This is a genomic window from Nocardioides sp. AX2bis (assembly GCF_902506435.1).
Lineage (GTDB): Bacteria > Actinomycetota > Actinomycetes > Propionibacteriales > Nocardioidaceae > Nocardioides.
The window spans coordinates 1870143-1887090 of the sequence record NZ_LR733215.1 but is presented as its reverse complement, the minus strand read 5'-3'; the positions used below and the strand labels follow the sequence as shown (position 1 = coordinate 1887090).

Here is a 16948-nt window from a genome sequence, read left to right as displayed (position 1 = left end):
TCGTCGTCCCCACCGGGTCGGACAACCTCAGACGGAGGCGCGATGCGCGCTCCCACGGGCCTCGGCGTCCCCCTCGTGCGCGGAACCCCGCAGATCAGCGACCCACGGTTGCTGGCCCAGATCGTCGAGGCCTCTGCGGACGCCATCTTCAGCGAGGACCTGGCCGGCACCATCACCAGCTGGAACGCCGCCGCCGAGCGGGTCTACGGCTGCTCCGCCCGCGAGATGGTCGGGCGCTCGGCCGGCGACCTGCTGCCCGAGGTGAGCACCCAGCAGCTGCAGCAGGTGCGCGACCTCGCGCTCTCGGGCGAGCGGGTGGAGCGGTTCGACACCTGGCACCTGCGGCCCGACGGGCGACGGATCGCGGTCTCGCTCACCGTCTCGCCGCTGCGCGGCGCCGAGGGTGAGGTCGCGGGCCTGGCCACCAGCGTCCAGGACGTCACCGAGCGCGTGCGGTCGACCACCGAGCTCGACACGCTGCGGCGTACCCAGGAGCGGGCCAACACCGCGCTCGCCCGCTCCAACCGCGACCTCGAGCAGTTCGCCTTCGTGGCCTCCCACGACCTCTCCGAGCCGCTGCGGGCCATGACCGGTTTCGCCGAGCTGCTCGAGCGGCGCTACTCCGCGGTCCTCGACGAGCGCGGGCTGCGCTACGTCGGCCACGTCGTCGACGGGGCCGCGCGGATGCAGGTCCTCATCGACGACCTGCTCGAGTACTCCCGCTACCTCCTGGTCGACCCGCCGGGCGACCACGTCGACACCACCGCCGTCGCGCGCCGGGTCGTCGACACGCTCGCCGCCACCGGGGTCAGCGTCGGGGACCTGCCCGTGGTCGGCTACGACGAGTCCTCCGTCGTCGCGGTCCTGTCCAACCTGGTCGGCAACGCCGTGAAGTTCCACCGCCCAGGCACGGTGTCCCGGGTCGAGGTCACCGGACGCCTCGAGGACGGGCGCGTCCTGCTGCAGGTCGACGACGACGGCATCGGCATCGAGCCCGACCACGCCGACCGGGTCTTCGCGATGTTCGCCCGCCTCCACGGCCGTGAGGCCTACCCCGGCACCGGCATCGGGCTGGCGATCGTTCAGCAGGTCGCGGAGCGCTCGGGGGGCACGGCGTGGGTCGAGGCGTCCCCCCTGGGCGGCAGCCGGTTCTGCGTGACGCTGCCCGCCGCGCCGGCCGTGGACGGCGGCCGGCTCCGGGCCGGCCGGGCCGCGGACATGACGTCGGCGGCGGAACGGTCGGCCCGGGACCACCGCTCGAGCGGCGTGCTCGCGCTGGACCGCGGTACCCGGCTGCGTTTCCTGCTGATCGAGGACTCCCCCACCGACTGCGAGCTGATCCGGAGCCTGCTCGAGGACGAGTTCGCCGATGTCGTCATCGAGATCGCCCCCGACCTCGATCACGCGATGGGGCTGCTCGCCACGAACGAGTACGACCTCGTCCTGGCCGACCTCACCCTGCCGGACGCCGACGGCGGGACCGTCGTACGCGCGGTGCGCGGGGCCTCCCCCCAGACCGCGCTGATGGTCATCACCGGCACGGACGACAACACGCTGGCACTCTGGGCGCTGGCCGAGGGCGCCCAGGACTACCTGGTCAAGGGCGAGCACGACGGGCCGCGGCTGGCCGACGCGCTGCTGCGAGGGCTGCAGCGCAGCCGGGCCGAGAAGCTGACCCACGAGCTGCTCGTCAAGGCGTTGGAGCTCGAGCGGAAGAGCGCGGAACAGCTGCGTGAGCTCAACCGGGCCACCGACGAGTTCGTCGCGACCGTGAGCCACGAGCTGCGTACGCCCCTGGCCAGCATCTCCGGCTACGCCGAGATGCTGCAGGAAGAGGAGTCGCTGACCGAGGCCCAGCGCACGTGGGCGAACGTGATCGCCCGCAACGCCGGCCGGCTGACTGCGCTGACATACGACCTGCTGCTGCTCTCGGGGTTCAGCACCGGCGAGGTGCCGATGGAGGACGAGGAGGTCGACCTCCGCGAGGTGGTGAACCAGGTCCGCGACCTCGTGGACGCGCTCGCCGCCGGGCTGCACCTCGACGTCTCCTTCGACCTCGCCGACGGGCCCGTGCTGGTCACCGGCGACGCCGGACAGCTCGAGCGCGTCGTGCTGAACCTGGCCGGCAACGCCATCAAGTTCAGCGAGGCCGGCGGCTCCGTGACCTGCCGGGTCACGGCGGACGCCACCCAGGCGCTGCTCGAGGTCACCGACACCGGGATGGGCATCCCCGCCGACGAGGTCGAGGGGCTGTTCACCCGCTACTTCCGCGGCTCCTCCGCCCGCCGGCAGGCGATCCAGGGCACCGGGCTGGGGCTGCACATCGTGGCCTCGCTCGTGGAGAACCACGGCGGGCGGGTGGACGTGCGCTCCGTCGTCGGCGTGGGCACCACCTTCACGGTGCGCCTGCCGCTGGTCGGGTGACCGGCGCGGGCGACCGTCAGGACCGCAGCACCTTCTCCATGGCCTTGCCCCGGGCGAGCTCGTCGACGAGCTTGTCGAGGTAGCGGATCTTCCGCATCAACGGATCCTCGACGTCCTCGACCCGCACCCCGCAGACGACCCCGGTGACCTTGTCCACGTCCGGGTTGAGCGTGGCCTGGTCGAAGAAATCCGCGAAGGTCGTGCCGGCCTCGAGGTGGGCGGCCAGGGCGGGGGCGTCGAAGCCGGTGAGCCAGGTGATGACCTCGTCGACCTCGGCCTTGCTGCGCCCCTTGCGCTCGGCCTTCGCGACGTAGTGCGGGTAGACCGAGGCGACGCTGGTGGTGAAGATGCGGTGCATCCTGCGCAGGCTAGCGGGGCCGGGCAGAGAAGGCGCGGACGCAGTCGTGGGTCATCCGACGCGCTCCAGCGCGTCATCCGACCCACGACCCCCACCCCGCGGAGTCGTGTGCCCGAGCACGGCGCAGGGACCGTGCTCAGGCACACGACTCACGCCTCGCGGCTCCGGTCAGCGGCGCACGCGGACGCGTACCCGGTCCTGCGAGGGGGCGACCTCGTCGGATCCCGCATAGGCGACGGTGACGACGTACCTGCCCACAGCCAGGCGGCGCGGCAGCGTGAGCACCGCACGACCGCCGTCCAGGGTGGACCGGTCGACCCGCCTGCCGTCCAGCGCAGCGGTGACCCGACCCTCGGGCACGACGTCGCCGGCGGCCACCGCGACGCGGATGCGGGCCGCGGTGCCCTTCTTCACGACCGGGCGGACCGCCGCGGCGAGCGTGGTCGAGGCCACCGGGTCGGCGGCCGGCTCGGCGAGGCAGTCCTCATCGGGCGCGGTCTCCGGGCTGACCCAGGTGCAGTCGAACGCCGTCGGGTTGATCTCCTGCGGGCTGCGGCGGACCGCCGCGGCCTCCTCGTAGTCCGAGGCCAGGGCGATCAGGGTCTCCTCGGTGTAGGCCGTGCCGAGGAAGGTGATCGGCACGGGACGCCGGTTGGCGGCGGCGTAGCCGGCCGGCAGCGTGAGCGACGGGTAGCCCGCGCGAGCGCCGATGCCGGTGGTGCCGGCGTTGCTGACGATCGCCTCGATGTTGTTCGCGGTGAGCGTCGAGTCGATGCCGGCCCGGGTCTCGGTGAGCCCCTGCGTGCGCGCCGCCTCGTAGGCCGCGGCCTGCTCCGGGTCCTCGAGGTCGACCTCGGCGGACGCGGTGAGCAGCGTCTGGCCGAACTTCAGCGCCACCCGGGCGTTGGCCTCGTTGAACGCGATGACCTCCTCCAGCGTCGAGACCGGGGCGGTCTCGGGCAACCGGGCCAGGTAGGCGTTCAGGTCCCGCTCGAACTCGTACGTCAGGATGCTCGGCGCAGTCGTGTTGGTCGGCGAGGCGACCTCGACCAGCTCGGCGCCCTGGTCGCGCAGCACCTGCAGCGCCGCGAGGTAGGTCTCGTTGCTCGAGGCGACGTAGCCGAGGCGGGTGCCGGCGAGCGCGTCGGTCGACAGGGACTCGGTGTAGTCGACGTCGTCGAAGGCGTCGGCCTGGCCGTCCTGCGTGGCCGGGTCCTCCGGGTCCGCGCCGGTCGTCATCGCCGAGAGCATCGCGGCCGCGTCGCCCACCGAGCGGGTCATCGGACCGGCGGTGTCCTGGGTCGCGGAGATCGGCACGATGCCGGTCCGGCTGATGAGGCCCACGGTCGGCTTGATGCCGACCAGGGAGTTGGCGTTGGCCGGGCTCAGGATCGACCCGGAGGTCTCCGTCCCGACCGTGGCCGCGGCCAGCGACGCGGCGGCGGCCGCGCCGGAGCCGGCGCTGGAGCCGCTGGGCGTCTGCGACAGGTCGTACGGGTTGAGCACCTGTCCCCCGAGCGAGCTGTACCCCGACGGCATGCCGCTGGTCATGAAGTTGGCGAACTCGGTCAGGTTCGTCTTGCCGAGGATGATCGCGCCGGACTCCTCCAGCGCGTCCACGACCGTGGCGTTGCCCGACGGGTAGGAGTTGGCCAGCGCCACGGAGCCCGCGGTCGTCGGGTCGCCGGCGTGGTCGATGTTGTCCTTGATCAGGATCGGGATGCCGGCCATCGGGCCGAGGTCCTCACCGGCGGCACGCGCGGCGTCCGAGGCCTCGGCGTCTGCGAGCGCATCGGCGGACAGGTGGCGCACCGTGTTGAGCGACGGCCCGTCCTCGTCGAGGCGCGCGATCCGGTCGAGGTAGGCCTCGACCAGCTCCACCGAGGTCGTCTCCCCCGCGGCCAGGGCGGCCTGCAGGTCGGCGATCGAGGCGTCGGCGAGGTCGAGGCCGGCCGGCGTGGGGGCGGGGCCCGACGGCGTCGCGGCGGCGGGCGCCGCGGCGAGGGTCGGGGCCGGGATCGCGAAGGCGGTCGCGGCCACCGACAGGGCGACCCCGCCGACGGCGAGGCGGGCCCGCCAGCGTGTGGAGCGGGCCCCAGCACGCGCGGGCGTACCGGGGGTGGAGGGAGTAGCGGACCCGAGAGGGAGAGGCTGGTGAGGCAAGGAAGGAGCTCCGTCGTTCACGAGGGACGACACCGTGTCGTCTGCCTGAAACCTCTCCCGGCGGTGTTTCCACGCGGTGTCCGTGGCGCTACGGCGACCGACGCGTTCAGGCGGGCGTGGGCGGACCCGGCGCACGCAGTCGTGTGCCCGAGCACGGCCTACAGACAGGGCTCAGGCACACGACTCACGCCTCGCGACTACCTCCGGGCTACCTCAGGGCGTCGGCACCCGGAACGTCCCCGTCGGCACCTCGCCGCTGCCGATCGTGTTGTCCTCGATGTAGCGCGACAGCCACGGCGACTCCGCGCCCTGGGTGGGGCGGTCGTCGGCCGTCGACTGCGTGGACAGGCGCACGGCCGCGTCCTTGACGGTCACGACCCGCCCGCTGGGCAGGGCGCGCCAGCTGCCGCCGGTGATCGTCCCGATGCCGATGGCCATCGAGTGGCCCTTCGCCAGCGTCCAGTCCATCCCCTTCAGGTCGAAGGTGCGGCCGGTGGTGCGCAGCTCGGCGACGTTCTCGTTGATCAGCGTCGCGGTCTGAGACTCGGGGTCGACGTCCCACATCGAGACGTAGACCTGGCCCTCGCCGCGCGTCTTGAGCGTGACCCGCGGGGTCCCGGTCACCCGGGTCTCCTGACGGACCGGTCGCGACCAGGTCTGGTACGACGTGGGGAGCAGCCCGGCCGCGGACAGCTCGGCGTCCGCACGCTCGGCGGCGGTGCCCAGCGAGCTGCGGACCTGCTGGTCCACGTCCCCGTCGCGCCGCTCCACGGTCGTGGGCGGGACCTGCTGCTCGGCCACGCGCCGCGCCTGGGCCGCGCTGAGGCCGGTGCCGGCGGCGTCGCCGCGGCGTACGGCCGCCTCGTCGACCGGGCCGGCGTCGACGTACCGCCCGGAGCCGAGCGCGACGGCACGGGTCGTGTCGGCCATCGGCCAGGTGCGCTGCGCGCGCCAGTCCCCGAAGTTGTCCTGGACCACGAACGCCGGGTCGTTGCCGGAGGACGGCTCGATGCCCTTCAGGTGGCGGTCGTAGAAGCGTCCGACCTCGGCGAAGAAGCCGGACCGGCCCTGCGAGAGATCCCCGGTCTCGGGATCGACCTCGTTGCCGCGCACGTGCTCCCACGGCCCGAGCCAGCCGCGGGTGGGCCCGACGTGGTTGCGCAGGTACTGCTCCATCTGCTCGGGCTTGGTGTTGCTCTCGGTGAAGCCCTGGGTGACGAACAGCGGGGTGCGCGCGCCCTCGGCCTTCACGGCCTGGTTGCGCAGCGTCCAGTACGGGTCCTGCTGGCTCGTGTTCGCCACGTTGTCGCGCAGGTTGCGCGCCAGGCACTCCGGGTGCTGCTGTTCGTAGGCCGCGGCCTCGTTGTAGCGGTCGGTGTCCCCGCTGGTGCCGCCGAGCGAGGCGATCGAGTTGTACGCCAGCGGGGTCCCGGTCTGGTTCCCGCGCGGGACGTCGTTGGAGTAGAGGTACGGGTACATGTTCCACAGCGGCTCCTGGGCCACCACGGCCTCGAGCCCCCGCGGGTCGAGGTCGGCGCCCCAGAGACCGGTGACCGCGTCGTACGACTTGCCGTACATGCCGACCTTGCCGGTCGACCAGGGTCGCGAGGCCGACCAGCGCACGGCCTTGCGTACGTCGGCCTGCTCGCCGGCGCCCATCCAGTCCAGGCAGCCGGTGCTCGCGCCGAAGCCGCGGTTGTCGACCAGCACGACGGTGTAGCCGCGCTCCATCAGCCGGGCACCGTCGATCAGGTCGTCGAAGCGCGAGCTCGGCTGGACCTCGTCGGTCTCCCGACCGGTCTGCCCGGCGTGGTTGAAGTAGGGCCCCACCGACAGGACCACCGGTGTCTCCTCGGTAGGAGCGAGTCCCTCCGGGCGCAGCACGTCGGCGTGCAGCGTGACCTTCGTGGGCGAGCCGGCCTGCGGCGCGGCGAAGTAGTGCTCGGTCCACGACGCCCCGACGGGTACGCCGGGGTTCTCGTCGTGGGTGACGCCGTCGGCGAGGGGGCCGGCGGCCGGCGCTGCTGCTGCGGGCGTTGCGGCTACTGCCGTAGCGGGTGGTGCGGCGGAGGTCGGAGACGTCAGCGCGGAGGCGCCGAGTGCCGCCGCGACCACCGAGGTGCGGACGAGGGCTCGCTTCATCGTGTCGTGCCTTTCCCGAGAGCGCCGACCCGTGGCGGGCCGGACGGGCCCAACGTACGTCGGGTCGGCGCTACTGGGAACGGGTCGTGTGCCTGAGCACGGCCTCTCGACCGTGCTCAGGCACACGACTCACTCAGTGCTCGAGCGGTCGGCTCAGAAGCGGCCGTACGAGCGCTCGACGTCCCAGATCGGGGCGTACTGCACGGAGCCGCCGGTGCCCGGCGCCTCCCAGACCATGCCGTCGCCGGCGTAGATCGCGACGTGCGACACCGAGCCGCCCGGCGAGTAGAAGATCAGGTCGCCCGGCTGGAGGTTGTCCGCCGAGACCGGGGTGGCCGCGGCGGCCTGGGCGGCCGAGGTGCGCGGGATGGTCTTGCCGGCCTGCGCGAAGACGTAGCTGGTGAAGCCCGAGCAGTCGAAGCCGGACGGGGTGGAGCCCCCGTAGACGTACGGCACGCCGGCGTACTGGCTGGCCGCCTCGACGACGCCGGACGCGGCGCTGCTGGGCGCCGCGGGGGCCGCCTGCGACGAGCTCGAGGAGCCGCCGCCGGTCTGCAGTGTCTGGCCCGGGTAGATCGTGGTCGGGCTGGAGACGACGTCGCGGTTGGCGGCGTACAGGTCCTGCCACGACGTGCCCATGCTCTGGGCGATCGAGGACAGGGTGTCGCCGGACTGGACGGTGTAGTCGGCGGCGCTGGCCGGGCTGGTCAGCGCGGGACCGGCGGCCAGGCCGGCGGCCAGGGCGACGGTGGCCGCCGCGCGGCGGCCGTGGTGGTGCTCGACCTCGGCGCGGTGCTTGCCGGGGCGCTGGGCGTTCTTGCGTGCGAAAGACATGTGTTCCTCCGGACGCCTACGAAGTTAGCTGTCGGGTTCGGGCCTGGAGGTGCCCGGCCGCCGGTGGGCCCTGGTGGACCCGGTGGCGGCTTCACCCCGGTGGCACCGCGTCGCGGCGCCACGATGGTTCCTCCGCACCCGCCGTCGTTTCATTGCTGGCACTCCGACGCGGCGGGTCTCGGCGACGTCGGGGTGCGGCCTCCCTGATGAGGGGCCGCGGGTGAACGTAGGAGACGGGAGCGCGAGGACCAAACGCGCCGGCGGCCCGGATCCAGTGCGTGTCGGGGCGTCTCGCGGGCCGAACCCCCCTGGGCACGGCCTTGTGCACCTGTGCGGTCCAGACCTGTGGGTTACCTCACACCGGGTCGTCCAGAACAGGCCCGGAGCGTGCGGATCGACCCCGGGGAGGAGGTCCGGACCTAGGGTGAGTCTCGTGACGGAGACTCCCCAGTGGACAACACTGCGCTGCCCGGACTGCAGGCATGCGACGCCGCCGCGCACCCGGCTGGGACGTCGTGTCGACCGCCTGCTGCGCCTGGCGCCCGGGTGCTCCGAGGACCTCGACGCGTACGACGCCCACGGATCGCCCTCGTCCTGCGACTGCCGCCACCCCGCGCACGCGCACTGACGCCGGGGATGGAACCGGTCGAACACATGTTCTAACGTGGGCCCATGCCCGTCCTCCCCCGCGCCCAGCACGTCTGGGTGTCGCTGACGGGGGTCTGGGCCGACGACCGGGTGCCGGGACTGCTGCTGTCGTGGCGCTCCACGCCGCAGGGGTGGGAGGGCTGGGTGATCTCCGCCCAGGCAGGCGTCGGGGCGCGGGGCGACGGGCCGTACGTGCGGCAGAGCTGGCTGCCCGCCACGGCGATCCGCCCGCTCGGGCCCCTACCGCAGGCGCCGCCGCACCACCCAACGGCAGGTCGCGCCGCGCACTGAGCGGCGTCCCGCGGTCGGACGGATCCGGATGACGACCGGGCGGAGCGGTGCATGGGGTCACGCTCCGCGCCGGCCGTCCTTCGGAGGGACACCAGCTCCTGGTCCGTCCGGTCCTGCCCTCAGAGCATGCCGCGCCCGCGGTCCCGGCTACCAGGACCGAACGACCTGGCCGGTCGTCCTAGGACCAGTGGCCGCACGGACCCACCACGACCTCGGGCCCCTAGGGGTGATCCACCCGGGGGCCTCGCAACGGCTACGGTCCTGGTCGTCGAGTGACTCGCCACGCCCGGGTGGTCGTCCACCTGATTCGGGGTGATCGACGAACCGCGATCTGGTCCGGGCAAGTGACCAGATCGCGGGCCATAGAACTCTGCGCGTGCTGTCAGCCCCTCGGGCCGACCCGCATCAGTTCCTCGAACGTACGCCTGTTCGTGCCACCTGACGACTCCTGGGCACCCAGGCAACCGATGTCCGCCTCACCGCGTCTGACAGTCCGAGGCCCGCAGCCGGGCCCCTACCCGTCTCGGAGGACCGCGTGACCCGACCACAGCGCCGCACCGCCCGCCCCGCGCGCCCCACCACCGGCCCCGGCAGCGCCCGGGAGCGCGGGGCGTCCGACGCGCAGCAGGCCGTGGCCGTGCTCCTGATCGTGGCGCTCGGCGCCGTGGCGGCCGCGGTCCTCCAGCACCTCTGAGCCACGTCCGGGCGCCAGGGTCAGCCGCAGGGTCACGCGCAGGGTCAGCCGCAGACGCCGTCGAACCTCTTGGCGCCGACACGCGGCCGCTGCTCGGGGCCGGCCGCGTACTCGACGACCACGTCGCACTGCTCCCCGCCGGGCGTCGAGGCCCGGCACTGGTCGTAGAGCCGGCTGAACCCGCCGGCGCCCCCGTCACCGAAGACGCCCGCGGTCCCGAAGGTCGCGTGCACCGCCCGCTTCGTCGTCCCCTGCTCGACGGCGCGGAACTCCGCCCGGGTCACGCAGTCCTGCCGCCCGGCCGCGGCCCCGGTGGCACCCGCAGCCCCCGCAGCCCCGGCGAGGGGCACCGCGAGCCCCAGGACCAGGACGCACGTCGTGGAGGACAGCAGGACGGCAGCTGGGCGACGCATGCCCCCACTGTGCCGTCCTGCCGCCTCACCGCAACCCCGTCCGGCAGGCAGCGGCCCGGCGGATCAGCCCTCGACGATCTTCAGCCCGGCGATGCAGCCGACCAGACCGACCAGCAGCACCGCCTTGAGCACCGACACCGACTCGGCGCCGGTCACCATCGCGAAGCTCACGGTGGTCACCGCACCGATCCCGACCCACACCGCGTACGCCGTGCCGACCGGCAGCTCCCGCAGCGACCACCCCAGGCCGCCCATGCTGAGCACGAGCGCGACCCCGAACACGACCGTCGGGCCGATCCGGCTGAAGCCGTCCGAGCGGTCCAGCGCGGTGGCCCACACGGCCTCCAGCAGCCCCGACACCACGAGCACGATCCATGCCATGACACACCTCTCCCAGGTCGCCGTCTTGTCGCGTTCCGGGTACGGCGCCGCTCGTCCGGGAGCCGGGAGGGCTCGCGAGCATCGTCTCAAACCCGGGACCGGACGTCACCTTCGCGACGACGCCCAGCCCGAGAGGACTTTCGGCACTGGGCGGACCCCTCCCCCGACGCGGCACAGTCGGAGGCAGGTCAAGGGTGGGCGCCACGCCAATGACCGGCTCGGTGTGGTGGCGGGGATGACCCCGCCGCCTCGCCGCCGGGATCCCCACGAGGACGAGCCGGGCCGATGTCGAGACCGACCCGACGGTTCCGTCCCCGGGGTGAGTGCGACCACGATGGGTCGCACACCCGAGGAGGACCACGATGGCCAAGTACCTGCTGCTCAAGCACTACCGCGGCGCCCCCGCCGCCGGCAACGACGTCCCGATGGACCGCTGGACCCCCGACGAGGTCACGGCACACATCGGGTTCATGAACGACCTGGCCGGGCGGCTCGAGGCCGCCGGCGAGCTGGTCGACGCCCAGGCGCTCGCGCCGGAGGGCACCTGGGTCCGCTACGACGGGCCCGGGCGTCCGGCGGTCACCGACGGCCCGTTCGCGGAGACCAAGGACCTCGTCGCCGGCTGGATGGCGATCGACGTCGACAGCCACGAGCGGGCGCTCGAGGTGGCCGCCGAGCTGTCGTCGGCCCCCGGGGCCGGCGGCGAGCCGCTGCACGAGTGGCTGGAGCTCCGCCCGTTCCTCGAGCAGCCGCCGACGATCACCGAGTGACGGGCCGGGTGACCGGCGAGTGACCGTCGACGAGACGCTGCTGCGGACCCTCGTCCCCCGCGTCACCGGCGTCCTCGTCCGCCGCGGGGCCGACTTCGCGGCGGCCGAGGACGCCGTCCAGGACGCGCTGGTCGAGGCCGTACGCACCTGGCCGACCGACCCGCCGCGCGACCCGAAGGGCTGGCTGGTCACCGTGGCCTGGCGCCGGTTCCTGGACGCGACGCGGTCGGAGACCTCGCGCCGGCGCCGGGAGGTGCGGGTCGAGGACGAGCCGGGGCCGGGCCCGGCGGCCGGTGCGGACGACACGCTGGCGCTCTACTTCCTGTGCGCCCACCCGTCGCTGACCCCGTCCTCGGCGGTCGCGCTGACGTTGCGGGCCGTCGGCGGGCTGACCACGCGGCAGGTCGGCGAGGCCTACCTGGTGCCGGAGGCGACGATGGCGCAGCGGATCAGCCGGGCCAAGCGCACCGTCGCCGGCACCCGTCTCGACCAGCCGGGGGACCTGGGCACGGTGCTGCGCGTGCTCTACCTGGTGTTCAACGAGGGCCACTCCGGCGACGTCGACCTGGTGGCCGAGGCGGTCCGGCTGACGCGACAGCTCCTGGCCGCGGTCGACCCGGCCCACGACGCCCGTCCCGAGGTCGCCGGCCTGCTGGCGCTGATGCTGCTGCACCACGCACGGCGCGACGCGCGTACCGCCGCCGACGGCAGCCTCGTCCCGCTCGCCGAGCAGGACCGGTCCCGGTGGGACACCGGGGCGATCACGGAGGGGGTCGAGGTGCTGCAGGCCGCGCTCGCCCGCGACCGGCTGGGCCCGATGCAGGCCGAGGCCGCGATCGCGGCCCTGCACGCCGACGCCGCGAGCGTCGCGGAGACCGACTGGGTGCAGGTCGTGGAGTGGTACGACGAGCTGCTCCGCCTCACCGACACCCCGGTCGTCCGGCTCAACCGCGCGGTCGCCGTGGGCGAGGCCGACGGCCCGCGGGCCGGGCTGGCGGCGCTGGCCGACGTCAACGACGCGGTGCCGCGGCGCACCGCGGTCGAGGCTCACCTGCGCGAGCGCGACGGCGACCGGGCGACCGCCGCGCGGCTCTACGCCGAGGCGGCACGCGCGGCGTCGAGCACCGCCGAGCGGGACCACCTCGTGCGGCAGGCGGCGCGGGTGAACCAGGGCTAGCGAGCTCTGGTCTCGTGACGCTCGCTGCGCTCGCTCCTCGACCACCGTGGGGCTGGCCCTGGTCTCGTGACGCTCGCTGCGCTCGCTCCTCGACCACCGTGGGGCTGGCCCTGGTCTCGTGACGCTCGCTGCGCTCGCTCCTCGACCACCGTGGTGCTGGGGCTGGTCTCGTGACGCTCGCTGCGCTCGCTCCTCGACCACCGTGGGGCTGGGGCTGGTCTCGTGACGCTCGCTGCGCTCGCTCCTCGACCACCGTGGGGCTAGCGGGTGGTGAGGTCCCGGTAGATCCCGATGGTCGTGCCGGCGATGGCGTCCCAGCTGAAGGACTGCTCGGCGCGCAGGCGGCCGGCCCGGCCGTACGCCGCTGCGACCTCGGGGTCCGAGACCGCGCGGACGAGCGCCTCGGCGAGGTCGGCGACGTAGCGCTCGGGGTCGAGCGGGGTGCCCGTGCCGTCGTCGGCCTGCTCGATCGGGACCAGCCAGCCGGTCTCGCCCGGCACGACGACCTCGGGGATGCCGCCGGTCGCGGTGGCCACGACCGCGGTCTCGCACGCCATCGCCTCGAGGTTGACGATGCCCAGCGGCTCGTAGATCGAGGGGCAGGCGAAGACGGTCGCGGCGGTCAGCAGGGCGACCACGTCAGTGCGCGGGAGCATCCGGTCGATCCACACGACGCCGTCCCGCTCGGCGGCCAGCCCAGCGACGAGCGCCTCGACCTCGGCCATGATCTCGGGGGTGTCGGGGGCCCCGGCGCAGAGCACGAGCTGCACCTCGGGCGGCAGCGCGGCGGCGGCGCGGAGGAACAGCGGAAGCCCCTTCTGCCGGGTGATCCGGCCGACGAAGATCACCGACGGGCGGTCCGGGTCGACGCCCAGCGCGCGCACCCGGTCGGGGTCGACCACCGGCGACCAGGACGTGGTGTCGATGCCGTTGTGGACCACGTGCACCCTGCCCGGGTCGACGTCGGGGTAGCTGCGCAGTACGTCGTCGCGCATCGCCGCACTGACGGCGATGACGCCGGCCGCGGCCTCGTAGGCGGTCCGCTCGGCCCAGCTCGACACGGCGTACCCGCCGCCGAGCTGCTCGGCCTTCCACGGCCGCATCGGCTCCAGGCTGTGCGCGCTCACCACGTGCGGCACGCCGTGCAGCAGGGAGGCCAGGTGGCCGGCCATGTTGGCGTACCAGGTGTGGGTGTGGACCAGGTCGGTCCCCTCGCAGCCGGCGACCATCTCCAGGTCGACCCCGAGCGTGCGGATCGCGGCGTTGGCCGACGCCAGCCCGGGCGGGTCCGCGTACGCCGTTGTGCCGGCCTCCTGGCGCGGCGCGCCGAAGCAGTGCACCCGCGCGTCCACGTCCCCACGGGACCGCAGCGCCTTGACGAGCTCGTCGACGTGCACCCCCGCCCCTCCGTAGACCTCGGGCGGGTACTCACGGGAGCAGACGTCGATGCGCATGCGCGCGAACCTACTGCCAAGACCAGCGGTCGGCACCCCTCCCGCACCATGCGTCACGCGGTCTAGGTTCTCCCCATGACTTCAGTGTGGAAGCGCCGCAACGTGCTCACGATCGTGCTCGCCGGGGGCGAGGGCAAGCGGCTGATGCCGTTGACCGCCGACCGCGCCAAGCCGGCCGTGCCGTTCGGCGGCATCTACCGCCTGATCGACTTCGCCCTGTCGAACGTCGTGAACTCGGGCTACCTCAAGGTCGTCGTGCTCACCCAGTACAAGAGCCACAGCCTCGACCGTCACGTCACCACCACCTGGCGGATGTCGACCCTGCTGGGCAACTACGTCACGCCCGTCCCGGCGCAGCAGCGCGTCGGCAAGCGGTGGTACCTCGGCAGCGCCGACGCGATCTACCAGTCGCTGAACCTGCTCAACGACGAGAAGCCCGACATCGTGGTCGTGGTCGGCGCCGACCACGTCTACCGGATGGACTTCGCCCAGATGGTCGACCAGCACGTCGCCTCCGGCGCGGCCTGCACGGTCGCGGCGATCCGGCAGCCGATCGAGCTGGCCGACCAGTTCGGCGTGATCGAGGTCGACCCCGAGTCGCCGTCGCGGATCTCGGCCTTCCGCGAGAAGCCGACCGACCCCCAGGGCCTGCCCGACGCCCCGCACGAGGTGCTGGCCTCGATGGGCAACTACGTCTTCGACGCCGAGGCGCTGCGCGAGGCCGTGACCCGCGACGCCGACGCCGACACCTCCCACGACATGGGCGGCGACATCGTCCCGTGGTTCGTGGCCCGCAACGAGGCCGGCGTCTACGACTACCAGGACAACGACGTCCCCGGCTCGACCGACCGCGACCGCGGCTACTGGCGCGACGTCGGGACGATGGAGTCCTACTACGCCGCGCACATGGACCTCGTCGCCCCGCTGCCGGTCTTCAACCTCTACAACTCCGACTGGCCGATCTACACCAGCTACGGCCCGCAGCCGCCGGCCAAGCTCGTCGCCGGCGAGGGCGGCGCCCAGGTCACGGCCTACAACTCGATCCTCTCCCCCGGCACCCTGGTCACCGGCGGCAGCGTGAACAACGCGGTGCTCTCCCCCGGCTGCTACGTCGACACCGGCGCCGAGGTCAGCGACTCCGTGCTGCTGCCGGGCGTGCGCGTCGGCGCGGGCGCGGTCGTGCGCAACGCGATCATCGACAAGAACGTCTGGGTGCCGCCGGGCGCCCGGATCGGGGTGGACCACGAGGAGGACCTCGCCCGCGGTTTCGTGGTCCAGGACGGCCTGACCGTGCTGGCCAAGGACCAGGTCGTGCCCGAGGCGGCGCCCGACGCCCCCACCACGGAGCAGGAGCAGGCGTGAGCAGCGACCGCGCGGGCACCCTCGCCCGCCCCGAGGACCTCGTCGACGTCGCCGCGCTGGTGACGGCGTACTACACCGAGGAGCCGGACCCCGACGACCCCGACCAGCAGGTCGTCTTCGGCACCAGCGGCCACCGCGGCAGCAGCCTGCGCAAGGCGTTCAACGACGCCCACATCGCCGCCACCACGCAGGCGATCTGCGACTACCGCCGCGAGCAGGGGTACGACGGGCCGCTCTTCGTCGGCGCCGACACCCACGCCCTGTCCACCCCCGCCTGGACCACCGCGGTCGAGGTGCTGGTGGCCAACGACGTGACCGTGATGGTCGACGACCGGGACGGCTACACGCCCACCCCCGCGGTCTCCCACGCGATCCTGCGCGCCAACGCCGGCAAGGACCTCGCCGGCGGCCGACCGGGCTCCGGGCTGGCCGACGGCATCGTGGTGACGCCCTCGCACAACCCGCCGGCCGACGGCGGGTTCAAGTACAACCCGCCCCACGGCGGTCCGGCCGACTCCGACGCCACCAAGGTGATCGCCGCGCGCGCCAACGAGCTGGTGCGCGCCGGGCTGGCGGGCGTGCGCCGGGTCCCGATCAGCCGCGCCCGCGGTCAGGTGCACCGCTACGACTTCCTCGGCACGTACGTCGACGACCTGCCGTCGGTGCTCGACCTCGACGCCGTGCGGGAGGCCGGGCTGCACGTCGGAGCCGACCCGCTGGGCGGCGCGGCCGTGCACTACTGGGGCGAGATCGCCGAGCGGCACCGCCTCGACCTGACCGTGGTGAACCCGCTGGTCGACCCGACCTGGCGCTTCATGACGCTGGACTGGGACGGCAAGATCCGGATGGACTGCTCCTCGCCGTCCGCGATGGCCTCCCTGATCGGGCGCAAGGACGAGTACGACCTCGCCACCGGCAACGACGCCGACGCCGACCGGCACGGCATCGTCACGCCCGACGGCGGCCTGATGAACCCCAACCACTTCCTGGCCGTCGCGATCGGGCACCTCTTCGGCGGCGCCCGCCCGGACTGGCCGACCACCGCACGGATCGGCAAGACCCTGGTGTCGTCCTCGATGATCGACCGGGTCGCCGAGGACCTCGGCCGGCCGCTGGTCGAGGTGCCGGTCGGCTTCAAGTGGTTCGTGCCCGGCCTGGTCGACGGGTCCTTCGGCTTCGGCGGCGAGGAGTCGGCCGGCGCGTCGTTCCTGCGCCGCGACGGCTCGACCTGGACCACCGACAAGGACGGCATCCTGCTGGCCCTGCTGGCCTCCGAGATCCTGGCCACGACGGGGAGGACACCCAGCCAGCACTACGCCGAGCTGACCGCGCGACACGGGGAGCCGGCGTACGCCCGGGTCGACGCCGCCGCCGACCGGGACCAGAAGGCCAAGCTGGCCGCCCTCTCCCCCGACGACGTGTCGGCCACCGAGCTGGCCGGGGAGCCGATCACCGCCAAGCTCACCGAGGCGCCCGGCAACGGAGCGGCGATCGGCGGGCTCAAGGTGACCACCGACTCGGCCTGGTTCGCGGCCCGCCCGTCGGGCACCGAGGACGTCTACAAGATCTACGCCGAGTCGTTCCGGGGGCCCGAGCACCTCGCGGAGGTCCAGGCCGCGGCGCGCGAGGTGGTCTCGGCGGCGCTCGGCGGCTGATCTGGCCGCCTGGTTGGGCCCAGGGGCCCGACCCGGAGAGGACCTAGGTCCTCAGATGGTTCCGGATCGGCCCGACCTGGGGACAAGGGCTGCCGTAGCCACCGTCGGCCCTCTACTGTTGGTCGTGACCGAGCCGCTGGTGACCCGAGACGCCAGCGGCTCGGTCTCTTCATGTCCGGAGC

Annotated in this window: 15 protein-coding genes and 2 riboswitches; of the genes, 8 read left to right on the top strand and 7 right to left on the bottom strand. The window is 73.4% G+C overall.

Translation table 11 applies throughout. From position 1 onward, the window contains the following. The first annotated feature begins 42 nt into the window (after positions 1 to 42). Positions 43 to 2424: a sensor histidine kinase gene (locus tag GV155_RS08980; RefSeq protein ID WP_160007240.1), complete on the top strand. Its 2382-nt coding sequence runs from the start codon at positions 43 to 45 to the stop codon at positions 2422 to 2424. Positions 2425 to 2440: 16 nt separating this feature from the next. On the opposite strand, the gene GV155_RS08975 is transcribed toward GV155_RS08980, so the two are convergent. The 4 genes from GV155_RS08975 to GV155_RS08960 form a co-directional block, all read right to left on the bottom strand. Next, on the bottom strand, positions 2441 to 2782 hold the full coding sequence (locus tag GV155_RS08975) for a DUF2200 domain-containing protein (RefSeq protein WP_160007238.1): 342 nt from the start codon (positions 2780 to 2782) through the stop codon (positions 2441 to 2443). Positions 2783 to 2950: 168 nt separating this feature from the next. Beyond that, positions 2951 to 4822 carry an amidase family protein gene (locus GV155_RS08970; RefSeq protein ID WP_160007236.1) on the bottom strand — a complete coding sequence of 624 codons (1872 nt, stop codon included), beginning with the start codon at positions 4820 to 4822 and terminating at the stop codon, positions 2951 to 2953. 336 nt (positions 4823 to 5158) lie between these two features. Beyond that, on the bottom strand, positions 5159 to 7087 hold the full coding sequence (locus tag GV155_RS08965) for a CocE/NonD family hydrolase (RefSeq protein ID WP_160007234.1): 1929 nt from the start codon (positions 7085 to 7087) through the stop codon (positions 5159 to 5161). A gap of 153 nt (positions 7088 to 7240) precedes the next feature. Continuing rightward, positions 7241 to 7921, bottom strand: coding sequence for a C40 family peptidase (locus GV155_RS08960; RefSeq protein WP_201300116.1), 681 nt, complete (start codon positions 7919 to 7921; stop codon positions 7241 to 7243). Further along, positions 7920 to 8092: riboswitch (cyclic di-AMP (ydaO/yuaA leader) on the bottom strand. It overlaps the preceding gene by 2 nt. A gap of 262 nt (positions 8093 to 8354) precedes the next feature. Here GV155_RS08960 and GV155_RS08955 point away from each other — a divergent pair. From GV155_RS08955 to GV155_RS08945, 3 genes are all read left to right on the top strand, one after another. Then, positions 8355 to 8549 carry a hypothetical protein gene (locus GV155_RS08955; RefSeq protein ID WP_160007232.1) on the top strand — a complete coding sequence of 65 codons (195 nt, stop codon included), beginning with the start codon at positions 8355 to 8357 and terminating at the stop codon, positions 8547 to 8549. Between the two features lie 44 nt (positions 8550 to 8593). Beyond that, positions 8594 to 8860, top strand: a complete 267-nt coding sequence (locus tag GV155_RS08950; protein WP_160007230.1) for a hypothetical protein — start codon at positions 8594 to 8596, stop codon at positions 8858 to 8860. A gap of 535 nt (positions 8861 to 9395) precedes the next feature. After that, on the top strand, positions 9396 to 9554 hold the full coding sequence (locus GV155_RS08945) for a hypothetical protein (protein ID WP_160007228.1): 159 nt from the start codon (positions 9396 to 9398) through the stop codon (positions 9552 to 9554). Between the two features lie 44 nt (positions 9555 to 9598). Here GV155_RS08945 and GV155_RS08940 read toward each other — a convergent pair whose 3' ends face one another. Both GV155_RS08940 and GV155_RS08935 read right to left on the bottom strand, forming a co-directional pair. After that, positions 9599 to 9967 (bottom strand): hypothetical protein, encoded by a 369-nt coding sequence (locus GV155_RS08940; protein WP_160007226.1) that lies wholly within the window; start codon positions 9965 to 9967, stop codon positions 9599 to 9601. 63 nt (positions 9968 to 10030) lie between these two features. Further along, positions 10031 to 10348 carry a DMT family transporter gene (locus GV155_RS08935; RefSeq protein WP_160007224.1) on the bottom strand — a complete coding sequence of 106 codons (318 nt, stop codon included), beginning with the start codon at positions 10346 to 10348 and terminating at the stop codon, positions 10031 to 10033. A 14-nt stretch (positions 10349 to 10362) separates the two neighbouring features. Next, positions 10363 to 10427: riboswitch (guanidine-III (ykkC-III) riboswitch) on the bottom strand. A gap of 283 nt (positions 10428 to 10710) precedes the next feature. On the opposite strand from GV155_RS08935, the gene GV155_RS08930 reads away from it, so the two are divergent. Both GV155_RS08930 and GV155_RS08925 read left to right on the top strand, forming a co-directional pair. Continuing rightward, on the top strand, positions 10711 to 11118 hold the full coding sequence (locus GV155_RS08930) for a YciI family protein (RefSeq protein WP_160007222.1): 408 nt from the start codon (positions 10711 to 10713) through the stop codon (positions 11116 to 11118). Between the two features lie 19 nt (positions 11119 to 11137). Continuing rightward, positions 11138 to 12295: an RNA polymerase sigma factor gene (locus GV155_RS08925; RefSeq protein ID WP_160007220.1), complete on the top strand. Its 1158-nt coding sequence runs from the start codon at positions 11138 to 11140 to the stop codon at positions 12293 to 12295. 260 nt (positions 12296 to 12555) lie between these two features. Here the strand turns inward: GV155_RS08925 and glgA are convergent, their stop codons facing one another. Continuing rightward, positions 12556 to 13749 (bottom strand): glycogen synthase, encoded by a 1194-nt coding sequence (glgA, locus tag GV155_RS08920; RefSeq protein WP_160007219.1) that lies wholly within the window; start codon positions 13747 to 13749, stop codon positions 12556 to 12558. A 75-nt stretch (positions 13750 to 13824) separates the two neighbouring features. Here glgA and glgC point away from each other — a divergent pair, with 75 nt between their 5' ends. Together glgC and pgm are read left to right on the top strand one after the other, a co-directional pair. Further along, complete coding sequence (glgC, locus tag GV155_RS08915; RefSeq protein ID WP_160007217.1) at positions 13825 to 15111, top strand: glucose-1-phosphate adenylyltransferase; 1287 nt, start codon at positions 13825 to 13827, stop codon at positions 15109 to 15111. After that, positions 15108 to 16766, top strand: a complete 1659-nt coding sequence (pgm, locus tag GV155_RS08910; RefSeq protein ID WP_160007215.1) for a phosphoglucomutase (alpha-D-glucose-1,6-bisphosphate-dependent) — start codon at positions 15108 to 15110, stop codon at positions 16764 to 16766. Before glgC ends, pgm begins: the two co-directional genes overlap by 4 nt. Positions 16767 to 16948 lie beyond the last annotated feature (182 nt).